At 44.5% G+C, this 23,589-nt stretch carries 14 protein-coding genes and 1 riboswitch; of the genes, 11 read left to right on the forward strand and 3 right to left on the reverse strand.

The features are described 5' to 3' along the window. The first annotated feature begins 42 nt into the window (after window positions 1–42). Genes AC58VC_RS19895 through AC58VC_RS19905 form a run of 3 tightly spaced genes read left to right on the forward strand, consistent with a single transcriptional unit; the run spans window position 43 to window position 4,673 of the window. The gene (locus AC58VC_RS19895) at window positions 43–2,295 is read left to right on the forward strand and encodes a helix-turn-helix domain-containing protein (protein WP_497370556.1); all 2,253 of its coding nucleotides are present in this window, start codon (window positions 43–45) and stop codon (window positions 2,293–2,295) included. Next, window positions 2,292–3,239: an ABC transporter permease gene (locus AC58VC_RS19900; protein WP_497370557.1), complete on the forward strand. Its 948-nt coding sequence runs from the start codon at window positions 2,292–2,294 to the stop codon at window positions 3,237–3,239. Before AC58VC_RS19895 ends, AC58VC_RS19900 begins: the two co-directional genes overlap by 4 nt. A gap of 48 nt (window positions 3,240–3,287) precedes the next feature. Continuing rightward, a complete protein-coding gene (locus AC58VC_RS19905; protein WP_497370558.1) occupies window positions 3,288–4,673 on the forward strand; it encodes a sulfatase family protein in 1,386 nt (461 codons plus the stop codon). A 758-nt stretch (window positions 4,674–5,431) separates the two neighbouring features. Here AC58VC_RS19905 and AC58VC_RS19910 read toward each other — a convergent pair. Genes AC58VC_RS19910 through AC58VC_RS19920 form a run of 3 tightly spaced genes read right to left on the reverse strand, consistent with a single transcriptional unit; the run spans window position 5,432 to window position 8,463 of the window. Then, window positions 5,432–6,385, reverse strand: coding sequence for a TIGR03943 family putative permease subunit (locus AC58VC_RS19910; protein ID WP_497370559.1), 954 nt, complete (start codon window positions 6,383–6,385; stop codon window positions 5,432–5,434). A gap of 25 nt (window positions 6,386–6,410) precedes the next feature. Then, window positions 6,411–7,424, reverse strand: a complete 1,014-nt coding sequence (locus AC58VC_RS19915) for a permease (protein WP_497370560.1) — start codon at window positions 7,422–7,424, stop codon at window positions 6,411–6,413. A 19-nt stretch (window positions 7,425–7,443) separates the two neighbouring features. Then, the gene (locus tag AC58VC_RS19920; protein WP_497370561.1) at window positions 7,444–8,463 is read right to left on the reverse strand and encodes a CobW family GTP-binding protein; all 1,020 of its coding nucleotides are present in this window, start codon (window positions 8,461–8,463) and stop codon (window positions 7,444–7,446) included. Between the two features lie 283 nt (window positions 8,464–8,746). Here AC58VC_RS19920 and AC58VC_RS19925 point away from each other — a divergent pair, with 283 nt between their 5' ends. From AC58VC_RS19925 to AC58VC_RS19960, 8 genes are all read left to right on the forward strand, one after another. Continuing rightward, the gene (locus tag AC58VC_RS19925) at window positions 8,747–9,454 is read left to right on the forward strand and encodes a metal ABC transporter ATP-binding protein (RefSeq protein ID WP_497370562.1); all 708 of its coding nucleotides are present in this window, start codon (window positions 8,747–8,749) and stop codon (window positions 9,452–9,454) included. Then, on the forward strand, window positions 9,400–10,287 hold the full coding sequence (locus AC58VC_RS19930; protein WP_497370563.1) for a metal ABC transporter permease: 888 nt from the start codon (window positions 9,400–9,402) through the stop codon (window positions 10,285–10,287). The genes AC58VC_RS19925 and AC58VC_RS19930 overlap by 55 nt, the downstream gene beginning before the upstream one ends. Before the next feature lie 39 nt (window positions 10,288–10,326). Further along, window positions 10,327–11,286, forward strand: coding sequence for a metal ABC transporter substrate-binding protein (locus tag AC58VC_RS19935; protein ID WP_497370564.1), 960 nt, complete (start codon window positions 10,327–10,329; stop codon window positions 11,284–11,286). Window positions 11,287–11,295: 9 nt separating this feature from the next. Beyond that, window positions 11,296–12,507 (forward strand): GTP-binding protein, encoded by a 1,212-nt coding sequence (locus AC58VC_RS19940; protein ID WP_497370565.1) that lies wholly within the window; start codon window positions 11,296–11,298, stop codon window positions 12,505–12,507. A gap of 959 nt (window positions 12,508–13,466) precedes the next feature. Continuing rightward, window positions 13,467–14,714: a serine hydroxymethyltransferase gene (gene glyA, locus AC58VC_RS19945; protein WP_497370566.1), complete on the forward strand. Its 1,248-nt coding sequence runs from the start codon at window positions 13,467–13,469 to the stop codon at window positions 14,712–14,714. A gap of 82 nt (window positions 14,715–14,796) precedes the next feature. After that, window positions 14,797–15,342 (forward strand): NUDIX domain-containing protein, encoded by a 546-nt coding sequence (locus AC58VC_RS19950; protein WP_497370567.1) that lies wholly within the window; start codon window positions 14,797–14,799, stop codon window positions 15,340–15,342. Window positions 15,343–15,368: 26 nt separating this feature from the next. Continuing rightward, a riboswitch (cobalamin riboswitch) is annotated at window positions 15,369–15,568 on the forward strand. A gap of 168 nt (window positions 15,569–15,736) precedes the next feature. Beyond that, a complete protein-coding gene (locus AC58VC_RS19955) occupies window positions 15,737–21,838 on the forward strand; it encodes a DUF4430 domain-containing protein (protein ID WP_497370568.1) in 6,102 nt (2,033 codons plus the stop codon). A 106-nt stretch (window positions 21,839–21,944) separates the two neighbouring features. Continuing rightward, window positions 21,945–23,579, forward strand: a complete 1,635-nt coding sequence (locus AC58VC_RS19960) for an S-layer homology domain-containing protein (RefSeq protein WP_497370606.1) — start codon at window positions 21,945–21,947, stop codon at window positions 23,577–23,579. The last annotated feature ends 10 nt before the right edge of the window (window positions 23,580–23,589 follow it).

A 23,589-nucleotide genomic window follows, 5' to 3' on the forward strand; every position in this document is an offset into this window, starting at 1 on the left:
AAGAGGGGACTGTCTATGTTTAATAAAATGCTTATCTCTTATATGACTATCATAGTGATCCTCGTTTTGGCGGTCGGTTCGTCGTACCTGATGATTGTATCTCACGATATCAAATCCGAGCTTGCACGATCGTCTCAGGGCGAGATTTCGGGGATGATGAAACATGCGGAATCATTAATTGAGAATATCGAGCAGCTGTCCTTGCAAATTTCTCTTAAGCCCGGGGTTAATGAAGCATTAACGAATCCCTTTCCGTATTCCATTTTGCAATATGGGCTATTAAAGAATCAGCTGAAAGATGAAGTTACTTCCAACAATCTGTTGTATTCTATTTATTTGTATTTTCGCCTTAACAATCGCATTTTGACTACGAATGAAGGTCTCTATGCGTTGGATCAATTCTTTGATAAGCAAATCGTTACTACAGACTTTCAAGTGAGTAGCAGCAAGGGTTATCAGGTGCGCAGCCTGCAGGATACGTCGCCTTCGGAGCCAGTTGAACTGCTAACTTTTCATAGACTAGTTCCATTGACTGCTAAAGAACCGTTAGGTGAGCTCATTCTGAACGTGAAGCGTCAAGCATTCTTCGATGCCTTGTTTCGTTATGCGAATGTCGATAGCAGTAAGATGATGATCATGGACAGCGATAGTTACGTCGTTCTTTCAGAAAGTAATGCCAGAAGTAGAGGATTCACGACGGCTTTACGTTCTATGAATGATGGACATTCACTATCAGGTTCCTCAGGGATGGTGAAAATACAGGGGGAAGATGAGACTTATTTCCTCAGCTATGCTAGATCTGACACAAATCCGTGGCTGGTTGCCGAACGTATTCCCTATTCGGTTTACCAACTTGCATGGAAAAGCAAGGTGCATGCTGCAACTCAAGTTGCGGCAGTCATCCTGCTTATCAGTATAGCGCTTGCATGCCTATATAGTATTCGCTTCACTCGGCCCTGGAAGAACATGGTGAGGGACTATGTAGAGCAGCAAGCTCAATACCCGGGGAATATGGTGAAAAAAGATGAAAGCCAGCTGGTTGCCGAAGCGATCAGGGAGCTTGTTTCAGAAAACCGCTACATCAAACAAACGCTGGAGCAGAGTAAACCGATCATCCGTTTCCGGTTGATCTATGACATTTTAACCAATCGCGTATTCGAAACTTCGGTGATGGCTAATCGGCTTCAGCATCTCGGTATCGTTTTCCCGCATGCTTATTATGCAGCGTTCATTGTTCGAGCCGACATGCAGCCATTGGAGGATCAGGAAGATTACAACGAGATTCGATTGATGCTGTTCAGCACTATTGAGAATGAGTTGCGGAAGCGACTTTTTGCTGTGGGCACCATACTTGAAAACCATCAGTTCGGGTTTATTTTGAATGTGCCAGTGGCTACTTACATGACCCAGCTGAAGCTGGAATTGGATGCCTGCTGTCAGACAGTGAACCGGATCGGATTGGAGGAGTTTGGAATCACCTTGCAAATTGCCTTCGGGGGCATTTATTCGGCTATGAACGGTTTGAACAAGTCGTACCACGAGGCCAAACGCGCGCTGCACAATACAGCTTGGACGTACCAAACAGATTGCGTCTTTTTCGAGGATTCGGCAGATGCCAGAAAATGGAGCTATCCGCTGGCCATTCAGAAGGAGCTGCTGCGGCGTCTGAAGGCGGTAGACCGAGAGTCCGCTAAGTTGTCCCTCGACGAATTGTTCGACCGCTATATGTTAGGGAAATCCTATTCGCGAGATGAAGTTCAAGACACCATCACGTTGATGATGGGAGCTATCGTGCAAGAGCTGTATGAGGATGGTTATTCGCTCGATAAAGTTCATTTAAGGTTCCAATCGGTTAGTGAATGCCAGCATATTGGTCAAGTGAAGGAGCTTTTCTACGGGTATATCTCCGATATTATGAACCTGCTCGAACAGTTTCAGGATAATAAGATGAGCAATGCTTACATCAGTAAAGCCATTGTCTATATGCAGACTTACTATGACCGGATCGAATCTATCGCTGATATTGCCGATCATGTCGGTGTCAGCTCCAGCTACTTAAGCCGAATGTTCCGTGCGGAGACAGGGAAAGCACCGCTTGATTACTTAACTCGGCTGCGCATTGATAAAAGCAAGGAGCTGTTATTCGAAGGGAATTGCAAATATTCCTTACAGGAAATATGCGGTCAGATCGGCTATCACGATGTGCAGAGCTTCATCCGATTTTTCAAAAAATGGGAAAAAATCACACCAGGTGAATATCGCAAGCTGCGGTTAGACAAGGGAGGTACCATATGAGCAGCCAAGCCAGCCATTCAAAGCCTTCGGTATTACGCGCCAAAGCAGCGCCATCAAGCTCTTTTATTCGAAAGCTGCTGAAATATAGATATTATTACGCGCTGCTGTTGCCAGGTCTTATTTATTTTATCGTATTCAAGTATATCCCGATGGGCGGCGTTATCATTGCCTTTAAGGACTATAAACTAACGCAAGGGGTTATAGGCAGCCCTTGGGTGGGGCTGAAATGGTTTCGGATTCTATGGTCAACAGGGGATTTCTGGAATGCGCTGTACAATACGTTACTCATAAGCTTTTATAAGCTAATCTTCGGTTTTCCTGCACCAATTGCACTAGCTATTTTACTGAATGAGGTCATCAATCGCAGGTTTAAAAGAATCATTCAAAGTATTTTGTATTTCCCGCACTTTTTATCTTGGATTGTTCTTGGAGGCATATTGTTTGCCATCCTGTCACCGGGAACGGGTTTGCTTGCATGGCTAGGGTTCAGCAGTTCGCCGCTTATGAAGCCGGAATCGTTCCGCTCGCTGCTCGTAGTGTCGCATATTTGGAAGGAAGTCGGTTGGGGAACTGTCATTTATTTGGCGGCAATCGCAGGCATTAATCCAGAGATGTATGAGGCGGCACGTATGGATGGAGCCAATCGGTTCCGATTAATCAGGCACGTGACGCTTCCGGCGATATCGGGGACCATCGTTATTATGCTGATACTCCGAACAGGACAAATATTGTCGGCCGGTTTCGATCAGGTCTTTATTTTATCTAACGATGTCGTGCTTCACGTTGCAGATATTTTGGATACGTATGTCTATCGGGTAGGTTTGAGTTTGGGACGATTCTCGATTGCTACTGCTGCAGGATTGTTTCAGTCCTTGGCGGGTTTACTGCTGCTCCTGTTCACCAACTGGCTGGCACGCCGATTCAGCGATCAAGGATTATGGTAGTTGGTATAGAATTCTATTCATAGATAAGATGAAGGAGATGGGATGTTTATGGGAGAAAAGGGAGCAGTGCGTCCGAATGTTATCGTATTTTTTACCGATCAGCAAAGATGGGATACCACAGGGGTGCATGGCAATCCGCTCGGGCTTACCCCGAATTTCGACCGGATGGCGGTCGAGGGTACACACGTGTATCATTCAATCACATGCCAACCCGTGTGCGGACCAGCGCGATCCTGCCTGCAAACCGGAAGGTACGCAACCTCTACGGGATGTTATCGCAACGGTATTCCGCTGCCTGCGGAAAGCAAGACATTAGCCCACTATTTTCGTGAATCTGGCTACCGAACAGGGTATATTGGCAAATGGCATTTGGCTAATACAGAGCCTGTGCCTGAGGATCAGAGGGGTGGCTACGAGCATTGGTTAGCCTCTAATGTGTTGGAATTTTCCTCGGACGCGTACGATACAGTCATGTACAATAATGAGAATGAACCGGTTAACCTGCCAGGTTATCGAGCCGATGCTTTAACGGATGCAGCTATCCAATTTGTACATAAGGAGCAGAAGCGGAACCGTCAGGAGAAGTCGGATGATCCGTTTTTCCTATTCCTGTCTTATATTGAGCCTCATCACCAAAATCATCTTGACAATTATCCAGCTCCAATCGGGTATGAGGATCAATATAGCGGACGTTGGATGCCGCCAGATCTTGCAGCTCTCGGTGGAACTGCCCATCAGCACTTAGGGGGTTACTACGGGATGGTTAAGCGGTTGGATGAGGCATTGGGTCGTCTGGTTGATGCATTGCGGAGCCTACAATTGCTAGACAATACGATCGTGCTATTTACATCCGATCATGGTTGTCATTTCAAGACGCGTAATTCCGAATATAAACGTTCTTGCCATGATAGCTCGATTCGGGTTCCAACGGCTTTGATGGGGCCAGGCTTCCAAGCAGGAGGTAGAATTCAAGAGTTAGTTAGCTTATTGGATCTGCCGCCTACACTGCTAGATGCAGCTGGCATTTCTGTGCCTGAAAGCATGCAGGGGCGATCCATCTTGCCTTTGGCGCAGAAGAAAAGCGTAGATTGGCCGAAGGAAGCTTTTATACAAATTAGTGAATCCGAAGTAGGTCGAGCTATACGGACAAATCGATGGAAATATAGCGTCCATGCGCCGGGCAAGCATGCTTGGCAGGATGCTGCCTCTGATGTCTATGAAGAGCAGTTCTTATATGATCTGCATGCGGATCCGCATGAGCTTAGCAATCTAATTGGCGTGGAAAGTTATGCAAGCATTACGGCTGAACTGAGAGAGCGGCTCATTGCTCGCATCATTGAAGCAGGTGAAGAGGAGCCGGTGATACGTCCTGCAAAAGCTAGAAAGCTTGAGCAGAGGCGCATATCGGTTGCGGAAATGAGAGTGCCGCTATAAATAAATAAAATATTCGGCACATGTATATATTTTTTTTTTCGGGACATACTATTATTTATTGCGTGAAAAACGAAAAAGATAGAGAACCTGTTTACCGGATAATGTTCGCTTAGAAAAATGATATCCAAATTGGAACTTAAAATTGAATGAAGTATTGCCTGCAGCATGGTTAAATTCTCCTTTCACATAAAACGCAAGAAAAAAGAAGCATGGATCGATGATCCAGCTTCTTTTTTTGACGTCAATATGGGAGCTAAAGACCCGGTCAAAGTGCCGCTGTAACGTTGTTCTTCACCGCTAACTGTGAGAAATGAGCTCCCGGTAGAAGTTAACGTCGCAAAACAAGCTTAACTCCGTCGTGAGAGTCTCGCTCGCGCCAAAGGTGTCCCATCCAACCGCACAAACTGCAAAAAGTACAACAAAATGATCTCACCTCTGCCGTTTCTAGAGATTAACATGTAAAAAGTACATGTCATTCATTGCCTTTTACCCAACATAAGCAGAAATCACCCATTTAGCTGCACTTTATGCAGGAAATGAGTCCAAATCTGTGACTTCCTCCAAATTTGCTGCACCTTTTGCAGGATTTGTATGGCGCCAGACATAAGTCGCCACTCCCCTATCCAATCCCGCGGCACCTGCCACAACATCTCCCGCCCCGCCTACATGCACAGTTCAATCAAAGTATCCGTCTTAGTTGGGGAGCTGTGGTTCCTTATTTCTGCCGGGTGGGGGAGACGTGCATCATCCCTCATCCTTCATTGAAGCTCCTTCAACGGTTCAAAGTTAGGATAAATATACGGTGAGCTCGGCGCAGTAATTTTATCAATTTGCGTGGCTTTGATGACGAAAATATCGTTGCTATTGTAGCTGCCATTTTGAACAGTACCGGTGACCTTGACCCACATGTCCTTGGGGTAAGTCGCGGCAGTGGGGAAGTCAATCATAACACCGTAGGGAGTCGCATCCGCAGAGCAACAGCTAACCGCAAAGCGGCCAACGACAAATTGATGGCTAGCCATATTGTCTTCACGATATACGAAGCCGGTGAGCTCGATTTTTTTTCCGATAAAATTAGCTTTGAATAAGTCGATCGTGGAGAGGATCTCCATGTAAATCTCCGGTTTAACGACGATGGTCTCCTTTTTATAAAGGATCATGCCGATTTTGGAAAAATCTTCGTCCCACTCATTATCAGCATGAAATAATTGCTGTAAGTCCGCATCCGTGTTTGGGGGAGCTGGCACCTCTGTGTTGGAAGTGGCTGGAGTTATTGTGGGGGCTGGAGCCGTCGCTGATGGTGTTATTGTCACTGTCGTCGTTGGAAGACTCGATTTGGAAGCGGAGAGATTCATCCCTTTGGCAGCAACCATCGTACTGCTCAAGGCAGTATCTGGAAGCGCAAAGCCTATTAATAGCGGCAAAATCAGCAGTCCGTAGGCCAGAGTATTGCGCAAAACGGAGCGGGAAACGGGCTGCTCACATTCACATGTGACAGGCCTTCCCCAGTAGGCGCGTAAGGCCATGTACCCTTGAAAGCAGGCAACGATATATAAAATAACGGAAGCAGCTTTCACATAAATCATCATTCGCGGCGCAATGTAATACGTAAGGGCGTCTGATTTGGAAAGAACCACAATATAGCTTGAAAATCCCAACAAAATCAAGGTGCGCAAGAAATAATGGAAACTGATTAAGCGAGCTTGAGTCAACTTTATTCCTCCTTGAAAGCCAAATTTATAAGAGATGTTGGGCGAGCAGCGAGCAGCTGAGAACCGTAATGACAATCAATATTGCGAGCAGGAGTACAAATTTAGATTTAAAGACGGAAAGCAGCATGAGCGTGCTTTTGAAATCCAGCATGGGACCAAAGACCAGGAAGGTCAGCAGAGATCCAGGCGTAAACGAAGTCTGAAAAGATGAAGCGACGAAGGCGTCCGAGGTCGAGCATAGAGAAAGGATGTAGGCAAAACCCATCATAAACACATGGGAGCTGATCGGACCCTGACCAATCGCAAGCAGGCTTTCGCGCTGCATATAGATTTGAATCAAAGCAGTAAGCAGGGAACCAAAAACCAGATATTTGCCCATTTCGAAAAACTCATCAGAAGCATGTACGAAAAAGGTGTTTACTTTGCTAACAAAACCTCCCCCTTGATGCTGATGCCCCTCCCAGTCAACTTGATTCGAGAAGTTAGCGCGGCTATTGCGAAGTGGATTGCTTTTGATAAAACGATAGAGGAACAGTCCGATGATAACAGCGGCAGCAAAAGCTAGTCCTATACGGGAATACGCCATAGCAGGGTGATTTCGGAATGCCATGAATGTGGCTGCAAAAACAATGGGATTAATAATGGGGCCCGTTAAGATGAAAACAACGGCTATGTAAATAGGCATTCCTTTGAGAATAAGCCTTCGTACGACAGGAATCATACCGCATTCGCACATGGGGAAAAGGGTACCTAGCAAACAGGCAAACAAAATGCCGAGGAAAGGGTTCTTTGGTATAAAACGGCGGATGGTTTGTTCAGAAACAAACGTTTGTAGCAGCGATGAGAGCAATACGCCTACCACAATGAAAGGGATCGCTTCTAATAGGATACTAATAAAAATAGTCTTAAATGCTTGTATTTGCTCCGTTTGCAGGACATCCGGCAGGGATACATCCTGGTTCCAAAAGATGAGGACAAGGAGGACGAAGATAAGGGCAGTCAAGAGGTGCATGCTCGCTTTAAATACGGTGTTCGGCATTAGAAAAGGCTCCTTCATGTTAATTGGTTGGAGAGTCAATCAGCCGCTTATTCCAGTCATCCTCAAGCAATTGCACATCCAAATCAAGCCCTATGAGAACAAGATAAGACACTCCTTGGTAAGCGGTCGGCTGCCAATTCGTGCGTTTGCCTGCAAATTGCAGAAGATAAGCTTCACGTTTGGTGCCAATTCGTAAATATCCTTTGGCGCGAAGAAGCGATTTTCCCCATTTCCCCAAATAATGCTCCACAAGGCTTTGAGTGATCACAACATCATGTTCAATCGAGAAGGTAAATGTTTGAACACGTGAAAAGGAAGTGGTGTGTTTAGAAGCCGCACTCGGTTCTTTGAAAGCTTTTACGGCGCGCATGTGTAAGCTTTTATTCAATTTAGGTGCAGTTGGGGGCTGTGATTGTCTGGACGGGAGGCTGCCGAAAATGATGTCTAAATCCAGTTGACTGAATGTTGTAGGCAGTAACAAGGCCTGATGATTGAATTTACGAACGGTTTTCTCGATAGACTTCAGTTGCTTGTCTGAGATGAGATCGATTTTATTCAATAGAAGAAGGTCGGCAACCTCGATCTGTCTCCTAAGCGTATGGACGAGCTCGCGATCGGATGCAAAAATGCTGTTGTATTCAAGCACATTTTCGGTGTCGAGCACCGTGATCACTTTGTGAAGTTTTACATGGGGCAGCAGTGCAGGCTCTGTCAAGGCATCTACAATTTCTTCCGGGTTAGCGACACCAGTCAATTCGATGAGAATAACATCCGGCTTACGTGTTAATAGTTGTTTAAGCGAATCTTGAATATCACTTTTTTTGCTGCAGCAGATGCAGCCATCAAGCAGTTTGGTCAGTGGGAGGTCTGGAGAAGCATCCAGCAGCAGATGACCATCGACATCTTGTTTCCCTAATTCATTCATAAGTACGGCTGGCATGAGGCGAAAGTCGGCAGCTTCTCGGAGCATGCGCAGGAGCAAAGTCGTTTTACCGCTGCCTAGAAATCCACTCAGTATGATCACGGGTACTTTATTCATAAGAGGGCTCCTTTTCTCTTTTCTTAAAAGTAATGTTTACGAATTAGATTGTAGTACAAATAAGGGATAGCTGCAAGATAAGCTTTTAAAATGAATGGGTAGAAGATAGGCAACTGTTGATTTCGTTGTTGACAACGTCTTTTTAACAAGCTATATTTGTCGTTGTAATAGTAATAATTACGATTTATCGATCGGGTGACCTTCACTATTACATGTATAAGCAGATTCTGCTTTTTTTATTAATGATTATTCGTAATTTTTACAGGTAGGGAGGATTGTACGTATGTTAGTGGCTTCTTTGAAAGAGGTGGAGTTCGGATATAACGATATTCCCTGCATACAAGATGCTAATGTTGAGATTCAATCAGGTGAATTTGTTGCAGTTACAGGTCCGAATGGCGCAGCGAAGTCAACCTTGCTTAAGCTCATGTTGGGTTTGCTTGAGCCATGGAAGGGGAAGGTGTTCTTATCCTCTGCGAATGAAGAGGGCAGGAGGCTGAGAGTCGGTTATGTATCGCAACAAATCTCAGCATTCAATAGCGGATTTCCCAGCACAATCCTTGAATTTGTCCGTTCAGGCAGATACGCAAGCGGCTCTTGGTTCAGGAAGCTTCTGAAAGAAGATGACCGTTTGACGGAGATGGCGCTGCGCCAGGTAGGCATGTGGGATTTGCGGAAGCGCAAAATAGGGGAGCTTTCTGGCGGACAGAAACAGCGGATCTGCATCGCCAGAGCGCTCGCGCAAGAGCCGGATATGCTTGTGCTGGATGAACCTACGACGGGGATGGATCACGATAGTCGGTTCGGGTTCTATGAACTTATGCACCACCAAGTCAAAGTTCACGGACGCACAGTTATCATGGTGACGCATAGTCTTGACGAAGCAGCCCCGTACCTCAATCGAATCATTGAACTGGAAAGAAAGGAGGATGGCGGATGGAAATGCTGCACTACGACTTCATGCAGCGGGCATTTTGTGCCGGTGGGTTGATAGCAATAATAGGATCAGTTCTTGGCGTTTATCTGATGCTTCGAAGGCAAGCACTCATGGCGGATATGCTCTCGCATGTCTCCTTGGCGGGAGTAGCAGGAGGAGCTTATCTGCACATCAACCCTACGTTATCCGGATTTGTGGTGGCAACTCTGGGGGCAATCGCAGTGGAATATGTGAGAAGGTCCTATAAATCCTATAGTGAGATTTCTGTTGCAATCATCATGGTTGGCGGCTTGTCTTCCGCTGTCATCATCATGAGCCTTAATCCTAGTATCAACAAAGGTTTTTCCGCCTATTTATTCGGATCCGTCGTTGCCGTCAATGAAATAGAGCTGCTGTTCATGTTCATCGTTGCCTTCATAGGCGGCCTCTTCTTCTTCGTATTTCGCCGGCCGTTGTATCAAATTACGTTCGATGAAGATACAGCGAAAACGAATGGACTGCCAGTCAGATGGATTTCACTTGGCTTTAGTGTTTTAACGGGCATGATCGTAGCCGCTGCAATGCCTATTGTTGGCGTGCTCCTTGTATCCGCGCTAATTATTCTTCCCGCAGCGCTAGCTATCCGTATCGCGCCTAGCTTTGTTTCGTCACTTTTTATCGCCATGGGAATCGGCTTGGTTGGTGTTTTTTCAGGTCTTACGGCTTCCTATGAGTTTAGCACACCACCAGGTGGAACCATTGCGATTCTTTTATTAATCGTCTTAATAGCTGGTTTAAGCATCAAAAAGTTGATCGTAAGGTTCAGCAAAGCCAGTAATCAAAAAGAGCTTCAAGCCGAACAAACGGCATTCAGCACTCTGCTTCCATCATCGCATGAGTCTGCTTAATCATTATCATTTCACACCTATTTGGAGGAATAATCGACAATGAAAAAATCATGGATGGCCAAATCACTCGTATTCACCGCTGTATCCACACTTATTTTATCAGGCTGCGCAGCTCAGTCCTCGACCACCGGTAAGCTAAACGTAGTTACCACTTTTTATCCGATGTATGAATTCACCAAGCAAGTAGCTGGAGAGTATGCAGACGTTATCGCTTTGATACCCGCGGGTAGCGAGCCGCACGATTGGGAGCCCAGCGCCAAAGATATGAAAAAAGTGAGCAATGCGGATGTGTTTGTTTTCAACGGAATTGTGGAAGGCTGGGCTGAACAAGCGCTTGCGAGTGCAGACAATCAGAAGCGTGTCGTAGTTGAAGCTAGCCGAGGCATCGAATTGATGGAAGGATTACTGGAAGAAGAAGAGGATCACAAAGAAGACCATAAAGATGAAGACCACAAAGAGGCTGCTGATGGTAAAATACTGGATCCGCATGTTTGGTTAAGTCCTGCTCTCGCTCAAAAAGAAGTGGAGTCCATTGTGGCTGGTCTGACTCAAGCTGATCCTGCACACACAGCGGATTATCGGAAAAATGCCGATGCTTTTATCGCAAAGCTCAAAGCCTTAGATGAGTCCTTCCGAACGGGGCTGAGCAAGGTGAAACAGAAAGATTTCGTGACTCAGCATGCCGCATTCGGTTATCTGGCCAAAGAATATGGATTGACTCAAGTGCCAATCGCTGGACTCTCACCGGAAGAAGAGCCTTCACCGGCTAAAATGGCTGATATCATCGATTTTTCTAAAAAAAATCAAGTAAAGACGATATTCTTTGAAACATTAGTTGATCCGAAAGTGGCCCAAACGATTTCCAAAGAAATCAATGCGAAAACGGATGTGCTTAATCCGCTAGAAGGTTTGACGGATGAAGATAAAAAGCAAAATTTGGATTACATCGCGATCATGACTAAGAACTTGGAAGCACTGAAGAAAGCTTTGAATGACTAATAAAGGAGAATGAATATGTCGGATCATAAAATACCAGTTACGGTTTTGAGCGGGTACTTGGGAGCAGGTAAAACCACGCTGTTAAACCACGTTTTACATAATCGGGATGGCTTGAAAGTTGCCGTTATTGTCAATGATTTAAGCGAAGTTAATATAGACGCTGGGCTTATTCGTGAGGGCAGCGGGCTGTCTCGGACGAATGAGAGTCTGGTTGAAATGTCCAATGGCTGCATCTGCTGCACGTTGCGGGATGATTTACTGAGGGAAGTGGAGCGGCTTGCCAAAATGAATACATTCGACTATATCCTGATCGAGTCAACCGGTGTCGGCGAACCCCTGCCAGTAGCCCAAACTTTCACCTACATCGATGAGGAGCAGGGCATAGATCTTTCCCAGTTTTGTCGGTTGGATAGCATGGTGACTGTTGTAGATGCATATCGTTTCTGGACCGACTTTTCCTCAGGTGAAACTCTGCTTGAACGAAGTCAAGCTGTCGGGGATGACGATACAAGAGAAGTGGTGGATCTTCTGATCGATCAAATCGAATTCTGCGATGTGCTTATTATGAATAAATGCGACATGCTGGAGGAAGAGGAGCTGAATGAGCTGGAAGGCGTTCTTCGTACGCTGCAGCCAAAAGCCAAGTTTATTCGCTCTATTCATGGACAGGTGACGCCAGCGGACATTCTGAATACACACCTCTTTGATTTTGATGAAGCTAGCACATCCGCTGGCTGGATGAAGGAGCTGGCGAAGGAAAAGCATACACCCGAAACCGAAGAATATGGTATTTCATCTTTTGTGTACCAAAGAGTTCGACCTTTCGAGCCTTCGCGGCTAATGAGCTGGATGGAGGACTGGCCTGCCGAGATCGTGAGAGCCAAGGGAATTATGTGGCTGGCTACCCGGAACGATCATGCTCAAAATCTGAGCCAATCAGGTCCCTCTGTACGGTTCGGACCCGCAGGGTATTGGATAGCTGCGCTTCCTGCAGAGGAAAGAGAAGCTATCCTCGAAGAGGAAGATGACCAGATCCCGCAATGGGATGCCACTTACGGGGATCGCATGAATAAGGTCGCATTCATTGGGATAGAGATGAATCGGGCAGACATTACAGCTTCGCTGGATGCTTGCTTGTTGACAGATGACGAGATGCTCTTCGATTGGCGTCAATTTGAGGATCATCTGCCGAATGCCATGATGGAATTCGTGGATGCTTAGGCAGCAGAATGGAAGATGAGGGTGCTCCGCCTGAGGAGAGTCAAGCTCATTGGATGAATTCCAACGAACAGGCGATTTTTGACGCTTAAATGTCAAACTCATTGGACAAAATCCAACCTATAGATGAATTTTGTGGGGGTTCAGCGCCATTTTAGCCGCCCTTGTTGGATTTCATCCAACGAAAAGAAGAATTAACTTGTCTACACGGCGATCTCATTGGATTTCATCCAATGAGAGCTGGAAGGACGCTGGGGGGAGTAGAGAGGTATGGTAGTGTGCAGACATATAAGAGCAGGATAGTGTGGAAAGAGAAATAAAAAGTAAATTAGTAAGAGAAGTAGAGTATGGGTAGGGGTAGGGGGAGGGGTAGGGGTAGAAGTAGAAGTAGAAGTAGAAGTAGAAGTAGAAGTAGAAGTAGAAGTAGAAGTAGGGTAATGGTAAAGGGGAAGTGAAGTAGTAAGTGAAGTAGTAAGTGAAGTAGTAAGTAAAGTGAGTAAGAGAAATAAAACACAGGACATAATGAAAAGTGAACTAGCGTTTAGACAAAGATCTAGCTGCAGGCTAGGTTTTTCTAAACAGGTGTTTGGGAGGGATCTATAATCCTCTATTTCTCTGAAAAGGCACAATTCCACGTGTATGGGGAACTACGTTCCGCTATATTTCTAATTTCTTCCTGAATATGCAATGTGGAGGACAAATAAGAGCCTGTAGTTCCGCTCGGAGAGGAAACAGTTCGTTTTCCTCGGAATAGAAGACTCCAGTTCCCTTGAGTGAATACACAAGCGCAAATCTGGAGTTAGAACTAATGTTTGACTGGTTATCGCGTTTACCCAAATCTACCGTAGATATAGCCATTAGCTATATCTAGATATAGTTAAATCCAGTTACTCTATAGCCACAGCTCTATGATATCTTTTTTATAACAAATTGTAGAATATGATGCTAAGGAGCAATTTACTGTGGAACAATTACGCAAACAAGACCCTAAAATTGTTGAGGCTATGAATCTGGAGATTGGCCGTCAACGTGACAAAATTGAGTTAATCGCTTCTGAAAACTTCGTCAGCGAAGCTGTGTTGCAAGCGATGGGAACGGTTTTGACGAATAAATACGCAGAAGGTTATCCGGGGAAACGATACTACGGCGGCTGTGAGTATGTAGATATCGTTGAGGATATCGCGCGTGATCGTGCAAAAGAAATATTTGGCGCAGAGCATGCCAACGTGCAGCCGCATTCCGGCGCACAAGCCAATTTGGCGGTATATTTAGCTGCTCTGAAACCTGGAGATACAGTTCTTGGTATGAACTTGGCGCATGGCGGTCACTTAACTCACGGCAGTCCTGTTAATGCTTCCGGAATATTATATAACTTTATACCTTATGGAGTTAGAGAAAGCGATGGGTTTATTGATTACAACGAGGTTCGCAAATTGGCATTCAAGCATAAGCCTCGTATGATCGTGGCTGGTGCCAGCGCATATCCTCGCATTATTGATTTTGAAGCATTAGGTTCGATTGCTAATGATGTAGGAGCATTGTTCTTTGTGGACATGGCCCATATTGCCGGGTTAGTTGCGGCAGGGTTACATCCTAGCCCAGTTCCACACGCCCACTTTGTAACAACAACTACGCATAAAACGCTTCGCGGACCCCGCGGCGGTATGATTCTGTGCCGCAAGCCTTGGGCTGCAGCGATTGATAAAGCGGTGTTCCCCGGGACGCAAGGCGGGCCTTTGATGCATATCATTGCCGCTAAAGCCGTTGCTTTTGGCGAAGCACTCCAACCGGATTTTAAAACGTATGCTCAAAATGTTGTTCTTAACGCCAAAACGTTATCAGAAGAACTACTGGCAGAAGGTGTCAATCTTGTTTCTGGAGGAACAGATAATCACCTGATGCTGATCGACTTGCGCAGTCTCAATATTACCGGTAAAGAGGCGGAACATTTACTGGATGAAGTAGGCGTAACGGTGAACAAAAGCGCGATTCCTTTCGATCCAGCTAAGCCGATGATTACAAGCGGAGTTCGGATCGGAACGCCAGCAGTTACCGCCCGTGGCATGGATCAAGAAGCTATGAAAAAAATTGCCAAAATTGTGGCGTTAACTTTGAAAAACCCAACGGACGAAGGTGTGCATAACAAAGTACGCGGGTTGGTAAGCGATTTGACAGCGCAATTCCCATTATATCCAGGGTTGAACTACTAAATTTAGATTTACATCTGGGCCAAGTATTTGATCTTTGGATCAAATACTTTTTTTATATTAGACGAAAAAGTTGGTGGGCATAGTGAAGTATGAATTTCCAGGTGCTTTGCTGAATCAAAAGATCATATTGTCAAGGGAATGTCTCATTGAAGAACCGAATTGTGTCCTGATTTTTGCTTTCTATCAAGGTAAAATGGTTCTCGTTAGACATAACTACCGGGGGTGGGAGTTGCCTGGGGGGAAGAGAGAGAAAGGCGAGGCTGTTCTTCAAACGGTCCGAAGGGAGATGCGGGAAGAGGCTGGAGGAGAGCTCGACGCGATCGAGGAAGTTGGACAATATCTAATTTTTGAAAATGACCATCTCGTATTTGTGAAAAATATTTATATTTCCACAGTCAGCGTTCTTAGCACGCTCCCGAGTGGATTTGAAACGAATGATATCATGTTAGTAGATGCTATTCCGCAACAAATTGAGATTATGAACGACGACACATTTAGTCCCTACTTGAAAGACAATGTCTATATGATTGTTTCTGAATGGATTCAGGATCATCGGTTTATTAGTGATAGTTACATGGCTTACCCCGAATGTTATGAAATAAATTATGAAGTAGACAAAACGAAATAAACGATATAACATTAGCGATGACAAAATATAATATGCTAAATAAGGGTGCAAGCATACGATTTGGATGTTTGCTTAAAAGGGAAGTTCGGTAAAAGCCGACGCGGTCCCACCACTGTAATTGCCGAGTAACTCTTTCATATGCCACTGACTTGTTCACGAGATTGGGAAGGCGAAAGAGAAGCGATGACGCATGAGCCAGGAGACCTGCCTTTATTTATAGTATGTTACTAATTCTTTGGGGGTGGGAATTAGCAACAATAGATTATGCCACGGCATAATTCTTACTATTACCACATGTTATTGTGCGTGCTTATGGATGTACAGCCACCCTAGTTTTTTAGGGTGGCTTTTTTGCGCTGTTGTCCAAATTTGGTAGGAAAGAGGAATGACAAAGATGATTCATCGTTATGCTTCAAAACCGTTTATTGCACTTTTTATGTCTTTTATTCTTTTATTTTCTTCACTAGGCGTTTTGGCAGGACCGAGCAGTCAAGCACTTGCCAGTACAACAGGAACTAGCTCAATCCGCGAATGGTTGCCAGCGCCAGGACAATTCACCAACGAAGCTGGTTGGGGCGCAACGGGAGATGTTAACTCGAAATGGACGAACACGCCAGGTTCCACGGGCGTGTCCCTAGGTGCATTTGGAGGAAGCATCGTCTACAAATTCGATGAGCCGATCCAGAACAGCCCCAAAAATCCGTACGGTGTGGACTTCACCGTGTTCGGAAACGCCTTTGCTGGAAACGAAGAACCTGCTGGTGTAGCCGTAGCACAGGATGACGGGACAGGTAATCCGGGACCTTGGTTTTATATTGCTGGATCAGAGCATTATGAAGACAGCACGATTTGGGATTATAGGGTTACCTATACGAATCCCGAGCCGGCATTTACGAGCCCTGATGGTGTTAATGTGCCATGGGTTGATAATCAGGGAGGCAGTGGGAATGTAAAAACAAATGGGTCTCATAAACATGCCTATTATCCGATACCTGAAAATTACCCAAATGCCCCATCCGATTTTAACAACCAATCGTATACCTACAGCGGCGTGAAAATTGCCGTTCGGAATAACGCCTTCGGTTATCCCGATACGCATGCGAACGGCAGCGCTCCCTATGATGTTCCTGCCAATCCCTATTTAACATCACCAGTTAAAGGCGATCCTATTGATATTAGCTGGGCTGTTGACAGTGTTGGTAAGCCTGTCAACTTAACGAATATCAGCTTTGTTAAGGTTTATAATGCGGTTCAAATAGACGGTGGCGTCTTTGGGGAAATAGGTGCCGAAGTTACTTCATTGCAGAAGGTTACCGTTAATGACGCTGTTTATGAAACTCCAGATCTCTCAAGCATCGTACTGTCAGGTGTTGATGCAGACGCTACGAAGCAAGTTACCGTTACTTCTGGTGTTTATGTCTATGAGGATATCCGAATCAATGCGGATAAAATTAAGATTACGGCTAATGGCACTGCAAGCCAAATTTTCGTCAATAATAAAAGCGGTACCTCAGGTACATTAATTGATAAAGAAATTACACTGAGCGCCAATAAGGCTAAAATCGTTAGAGTTATTGCACAGGAAGGTATAAACACCCCTAAGATTTACTACTTGAGTATTATAAAAGAGGCCAATAAAACGGCGTTGAATGCCTCGATTGCTGATGTCGAGAGCATGACAAAAGGTAATTATTCAGACACAAGCTGGCAAGCGCTGCAAAATAGTTTGGCAGCAGCCAAAGAAGTGTCTGCCAACAGTACGGCAATCCAGGATCAGGTTGACGTCACGTTAGCTAATTTACTAGCAGCCGTACAAGGACTGCAAAATAATGCTCCTCCTACAATTACGGTTTCAGTCACCGTAAATGGTTTCAGCGCAACAGCTGGAAAAATCGTTAACTTAGCTAAAACAGATACCGTTGTTGCAGAGGGAGCAACAGCTGCATATGCAATTAAGAAAGTATTAGATGAAAAAAAGCTCACGTTTGTTAATGAAAAAGGGAATTACATTACGAAAATAGGCGATTTGGACACAGGTGATGGCGGTTCCAAAAGTGGCTGGATGTACTTGGTCAATGGTCAATTTGCCCTTGTTGGCATCGCGGATTACAAATTAAAAAGCAGTGACGTCATTTCACTTGTTTACACAGATGACTATGACCAAGATATAACAACAACCGCCAATAAAACGGCACTGAATGCAAAAATAGCTGAGCTTGATGCGTTACAACAGGGCAACTATACAGATGCAAGCTGGCTAATACTGCAAAACAGCTTAACACTCGCAAAAGCAGTTTCCGCAAATACCAGTGCTATTCAATATCATGCTGATAGTGCATTAGTAAAAATAAATACAGCATTTCAAAACTTAGTCACGACAACAGTAGATCCACAGACGATTGCTGTTTCGTTAACCTTGAACGGTATTAGTGCTGCTGCTGGTAAAAGCGTCACTTTACCGAAAACAACGGTAAATATTGAATCAGGTCATACGGCTGCGTATGTGATTGAAAAGGTATTAACTGAAGCAGGCATTTCCTATATCAATGAAAACGGCGCGTATATCTCAACCGTTGGCGGACTTGCTGCCTTTGACGGCGGACCTAACAGCGGTTGGATGTATTCCGTTGATGGTGTTGATCCTGATGTCGGGATTGGCAGCTACATACTAGGCCGTAATGCCGATATCGTGCTTCGCTATACCGATAATTACTTGGATGAGAATCCACCAACAAACCCTAACGATCCAAATGCCCCATCTGGCGGTCAGTATTCAACAAGTGATATACAAGAGGCAATTAACGCTGCTTCTACCTATTTCCTGTCCAAGCCAAGCGGCGTAAGCACAGATTGGAGCGCAATCGGTTTAGCACGCACGGGTTTTAAGCTTCCTGTAACGTATTATCAAAAACTAGTCAATAGTGTTTCAAGTTCCAAAGGAGATTTTAACTTAGTTACTGATCTTGAACGGACGATCCTTGGTTTAACGGTTACTGGCGGTGACGCTTCTCAAGTTGACGGTTATAACTTAATTGAGAAATTGTACAATCACAGCAAAATGACATCGCAAGGCATCAACGGTTTAGTCTTTGCTTTATTAGCGCTTGATTCCAAAAATTATGCTGTACCGGATAATGCCTTATGGACAAGACAATTAATAATCAATCAAATTATTTCAAGACAGAATCAAGACGGTGGTTTCACTTTAAGCAGTGGAGCTAGTGATCCTGATATGACTGCGATGACATTTACAGCGCTGGCTCCGTATGTGAACAATCAAGCTTTAGTTCAGGCTGATACCCTTGCAAAAGCAGCTAGTTGGCTGTCTCTGAACCAACAATCCAATGGGGGCTATCTTTCTTATAGAGTAGATAACAGTGAGAGTGTATCTCAAGCCATTATTGCATTAACCTCGAATAAACTAGATCCAACAAGCGCGAAGTATGCAAAAAATGGCGTTAATTTACTTGATAAGTTATTCAAGTTCCGTTTGCCAGATGGCAGCTTCTCTCATGCAACGCAACTTCGATCGAATGGAATGGCGACAGAACAAGCACTTCAAGCGTTAGCTGCCTACAAGATTTTCAAAGAAGGCAATGGAGAACGATTGTATGACTTCACCAAGCCGCTACCTGGGTTGGACCCAGTAACAGCTTCACCGGTGACAATACGTATTGAAGGACCGCAAGGTCGTATTGCCGAAGGCAGCACCACCGCAGTAACACCGCTCGAAGCACTCGAAACTTTTACGGCTTCAAAAGGTATCGAATTGAAAAAAGAAGAAAAGTGGGGAGCACTTGATCTAACCATTCAAGGTATCCATTCCAGTTATTATGGCAATGAGGATTATGGTTATTGGGATTATGCAGTTCATAGAGGAAATGAATGGATTACTTCCTATAACGGAACAAGCGATCAAATTGTATTAAAGCCTTCGGATGACATTGTCTTCTTTTATAATAATTATTCGACAATGCCGATTGACTCCATCTCTTTTGAGCCGCAAGAAAGTTCAATATTTGAGGATATTAATTTTGCAGTTAGTGTTCATAAAACAGAAGTTGATTATAGTGATTTCCAGTTACACCCTGTCGAGGCGGAAGGCGTTAATGTCTCCATTTATGATTCAACAGGCGAACTAGTGATTTCCAAAACTACGAACGAGGATGGGAAAGCATTCTTTCCTAACTTGCTAGCTGGGAATTATACCGTTTCCGTATCTGATTATGTAGAAAATAGTGCACCAACAGTTGTTCATACAACCGTGCCATTACAAGTTAAAAAAGGAACTGCGCCAATTCAAGTACCATTACCAAGTGGCGATCAGCCTAAAGTTGTTATTCCATCTGATAATCAGAACTATCTCATTCCTATAACGAGTGCGGATGCGAATAAATTAATTACGGTAGAAATTCCAAATGAAAGCAAAGCAAAAGTCCGGTTGGATTTGCCAACAGGAACAAGTTTGCCAAGAATTGAGGCTGTCAAAGGCAATCTATCTGTTGTCATTCCAGCAGGTGCGCAGATTACCAACGGTCAATCATCCGCATTGGAACTGATTACTACCAACGATACATCGGATGCTACATTGAAAAATGCTTTGAACACGGTAATTTCCAGCGGGAAGAAGCTCGATACGGTGTATCATGCGATTACCCTCGGGGGCAATGACCGAATCGAATTCGATCAACTCGTAACTCTGGTTATAGCTGGCATGAATGGGAAAGAAGCTGCCTATATCCAGAATGGATTAACGAAATCAATCCAGAGGTTTTCGAGCGACGCTGAAGGATTGGCTAGCGGTAAAAATGAGTATGCGTACGATAGTGGTAATGACCTTATCATTAAAACGAAGCATTTTACAGACTTTGTTGCTTTTACTACGAGCGATGTTACTACTGGTCCAGGAAATGGCGGTGGGGGCACTACTCCGCCAGCAACAAAGCATGTAACGCTTTCAGTAGATAAACTTACTATTAAAAAAGGTTATGTAGTTTCCGAATCTAGCGTAGAACTAAAGAATGGTGATACGGCTTGGAGTGTATTAAAAAGAGTGCTAGACACGAGCGGAATCAACTACAGCGCATTATGGTATGCAGATTATGGCAGTATATATGTTCAATCTATCAGCGGCGACGGTGAGTTCGACCATGGACCTGGAAGCGGATGGATGTATAATGTTAATGGAACATATCCAAGTGTAGGTGCAAGTAAAATCACGCTTCAAGACGGCGACTCCATCCAATGGCGTTATACAACTGATCTTGGGGCAGACTTAGGGCAAGACGGTAGTCAATGGCCAAAGCCTGTAACTCCAGCGTCACCAACGACAGTAGGTAATAAAACAGTCTTTGATATTCCTGCAGATCTTAAACAAGATTACACGGTCAAAATCTCTACAGAATTAAAAGGTAAAGATCTAATCACGATTAAAATTCCTGATGTGAAATCGAAAGTACTTCTTAATTTAGAGGAAGTACAGGACAGTATTCCGGCAATTACTGCGATTAAAGGCGATATTACTCTTTCAATCGATAAAGGCACAGTGCTCAAATCGGGAGATCACAACGTCGAGCTGCTCACATCCATTAATACGCATGATACGAGTGTTCTGAATCTTGTAAACAATAGCCTAAGTAGTGGTAGTACGAAGTTAACGAAAATAAACCAAGCGTTTGGTATGGGTAATGCGGATCAATCCGTTCTGTTCGATAGGCCGCTTACGTTCGTCATTAAAAATGCTAAAGATCAACATGCCGGGTTCATTGAAGGAACGAAGTTTACACCAATCGAGATCTATGAGTCGGAAACTCAAGGTTTGGAAGCAACAAAAGGCAAAGAGAAGATCACCTACGCCTTTGTGAAAGATAATGATTTGATCATTAGAACGAATCATTTCACAAGCTTCCTATCTTACACGGTAGGTGCTAAGGAAACCGAAACGACACCGGTATTTGATTGGAAGAAACTTTATACAGATTCAAATTCCGTCTCACCTTGGGCCATTGAATCAATAAGCGAGGCATCGCAGAAAAAGTTTATTGAAGGCAATGGAGGTAAATTCTCTCCACAAGCTGCAATTACGAGAGCAGAATTCACCAAAATCCTGGTCAATGTGCTTGGTTTAGAGATCAAGAAAGAGAATGCGATTCATTTCCAAGATGTTTCTCAGAATGACTGGTACTATCTTTACGTGAATACGGCTTATCAAGCTGGTATGATCTCTGGGTATGACGTAGAGCATTTCAATCCAAATGAGAAGCTTACACGTGAGCAGATGGCAGTTATCATCGCCAATGCGCTAACTCTTCCAAAAGCAGATCAGACTACTGGCATTGAGGATTTGGATCAAGTATCCGATTGGGCTAAATCTAGCGTTCAGTCGATTATGGCTAGCGAGCTAATGACGGGTTGGAATAATCGTTTTCAGCCAGGTGATGAAGTGACAAGAGAAATGGCCATTGTCGTTGCTATGAGAGCTTATAAGAAAAGATAGTTTGCAATTATAGGCTTGCAGAATTCATGGAGAAGGAGCAGAACAATTTTCTGCTCCTTCTCCAATATTTAATTATGAAGTATTTGGGGGTAGAACATTGAAAACAATGAAGAAGCTTTCAGCACTACTTCTTATTCTTTGTCTATATTTAAGCAGTTCGATTCAAGTTTTTGCAGCGGATAAAGCAGAAATTTCTCAGGCTATTTCCAACACAGCCTCCTATCTTACCAAGACTGTCACAGAACCACAGGTAGGTTCTATAGGCGGAGAATGGGCAGTTATCGGGCTTGCACGCTCAGGAAATTCTATACCGCAGAGTTATTATGACAATTACTACAAGGGTGTAGAAAAGTATGTCAAGGAGCTTGGCGGCGTTCTACATGACAAGAAGTACACAGAGTACTCGAGAGTGATTCTGGCTTTGACCGCTATTGGCAAAGATCCCTCTAATGTAGCAGGCTATAACTTGTTAGAGCCTTTAGGGGATTTCGACAAAACGAACTGGCAGGGCATTAACGGTCCGATTTTCGCTCTAATTGCCTTAGATTCAGGCGAATATGAGATACCTGTGAACAAAAACGCGAAGACTCAAGCGACTAGAGACATGTATATCGACGAAATTTTGGCAAGGCAGTTGGCAGATGGGGGATTTGCTTTATCTGGCACTACAGCTGACCCTGATGTGACTGGTATGGCATTGCAAGCTCTCGCAAAATATCAAAGTAAGGAAAAGGTAAAAGCAGCAACGGATAAGGCCGTTGAAGCCCTATCCAACATGCAGAATAACTCGGGGGGGTACGCTACCTGGGAAACGGAGAATTTGGAAAGCGCGGCACAAGTTCTCATGGCTTTATGTGAGCTTGGCATAAAACCGGAAGATCCTAGGTTTACTAAAAATGGTCATAATCTTATCGACAACTTGTTAAGTTATTATCAAGAAGGAAAAGGTTTCTTGCATACAGCTGACGGCAGCGGTGAAAATCTGATGTCTACGGAGCAGGCATTTTATACGTTGGTCAACGTAGAGAGAGTAAGTGCAGGAGAAACAAGCCTCTACAACATGGTAGACGTAAAAAAGGATTCCCAGACGGATCCGGGCAACGAAACCTTGACGCCGGAAAACGGAGGATTACCGAATAAAAATAAAGATGTTAAGCCGAGCGTCATCGCTAGTCCTGGCAAGACTTTTTCTGATATTCAAGGCCATATCACTCAGAGGTCCATAGAAGCGATGGCTGCCAGAAATATCCTTAACGGGATATCGGACACCCAATTCGCACCGGATCGAACGATGACAAGGGCTGAATTTGCTGCCATTGTTACCAGAAGCCTAGGCCTGACACCAAAGGCAGCGTATGCTTTTAAGGATGTCTCTGAAGATAGCTGGTATGCACCCTATGTAGGAACGGCTTACAGCTATAACCTCATCCAAGGAACATCAGCGGATATGTTTACTCCTGATCAAACGATTACCCGGCAGGAAGCTGCTGTGATGGTTGCTCGTGCAGCCAAACTAAGTGGCATGGATACGAACGTACAGGACATCGAAATAAGAGATATGCTTGCTCAGTTTACGGACTACACGAAAACGGCAGAATGGGCAAGAGCAAGTCTAGCGTTTTCGTATAGAGAACATATTTTATCCCAAGAAATGATAGAGATACAACCTGAAGCGGCTGTAACGCGCAGTGAAGTATCAGATATGCTATACCATCTATTAATGGCATCAAAACTTTTGTGAATCAGGTGGT

Source organism: Paenibacillus sp. J22R67 (genome assembly GCF_059692175.1).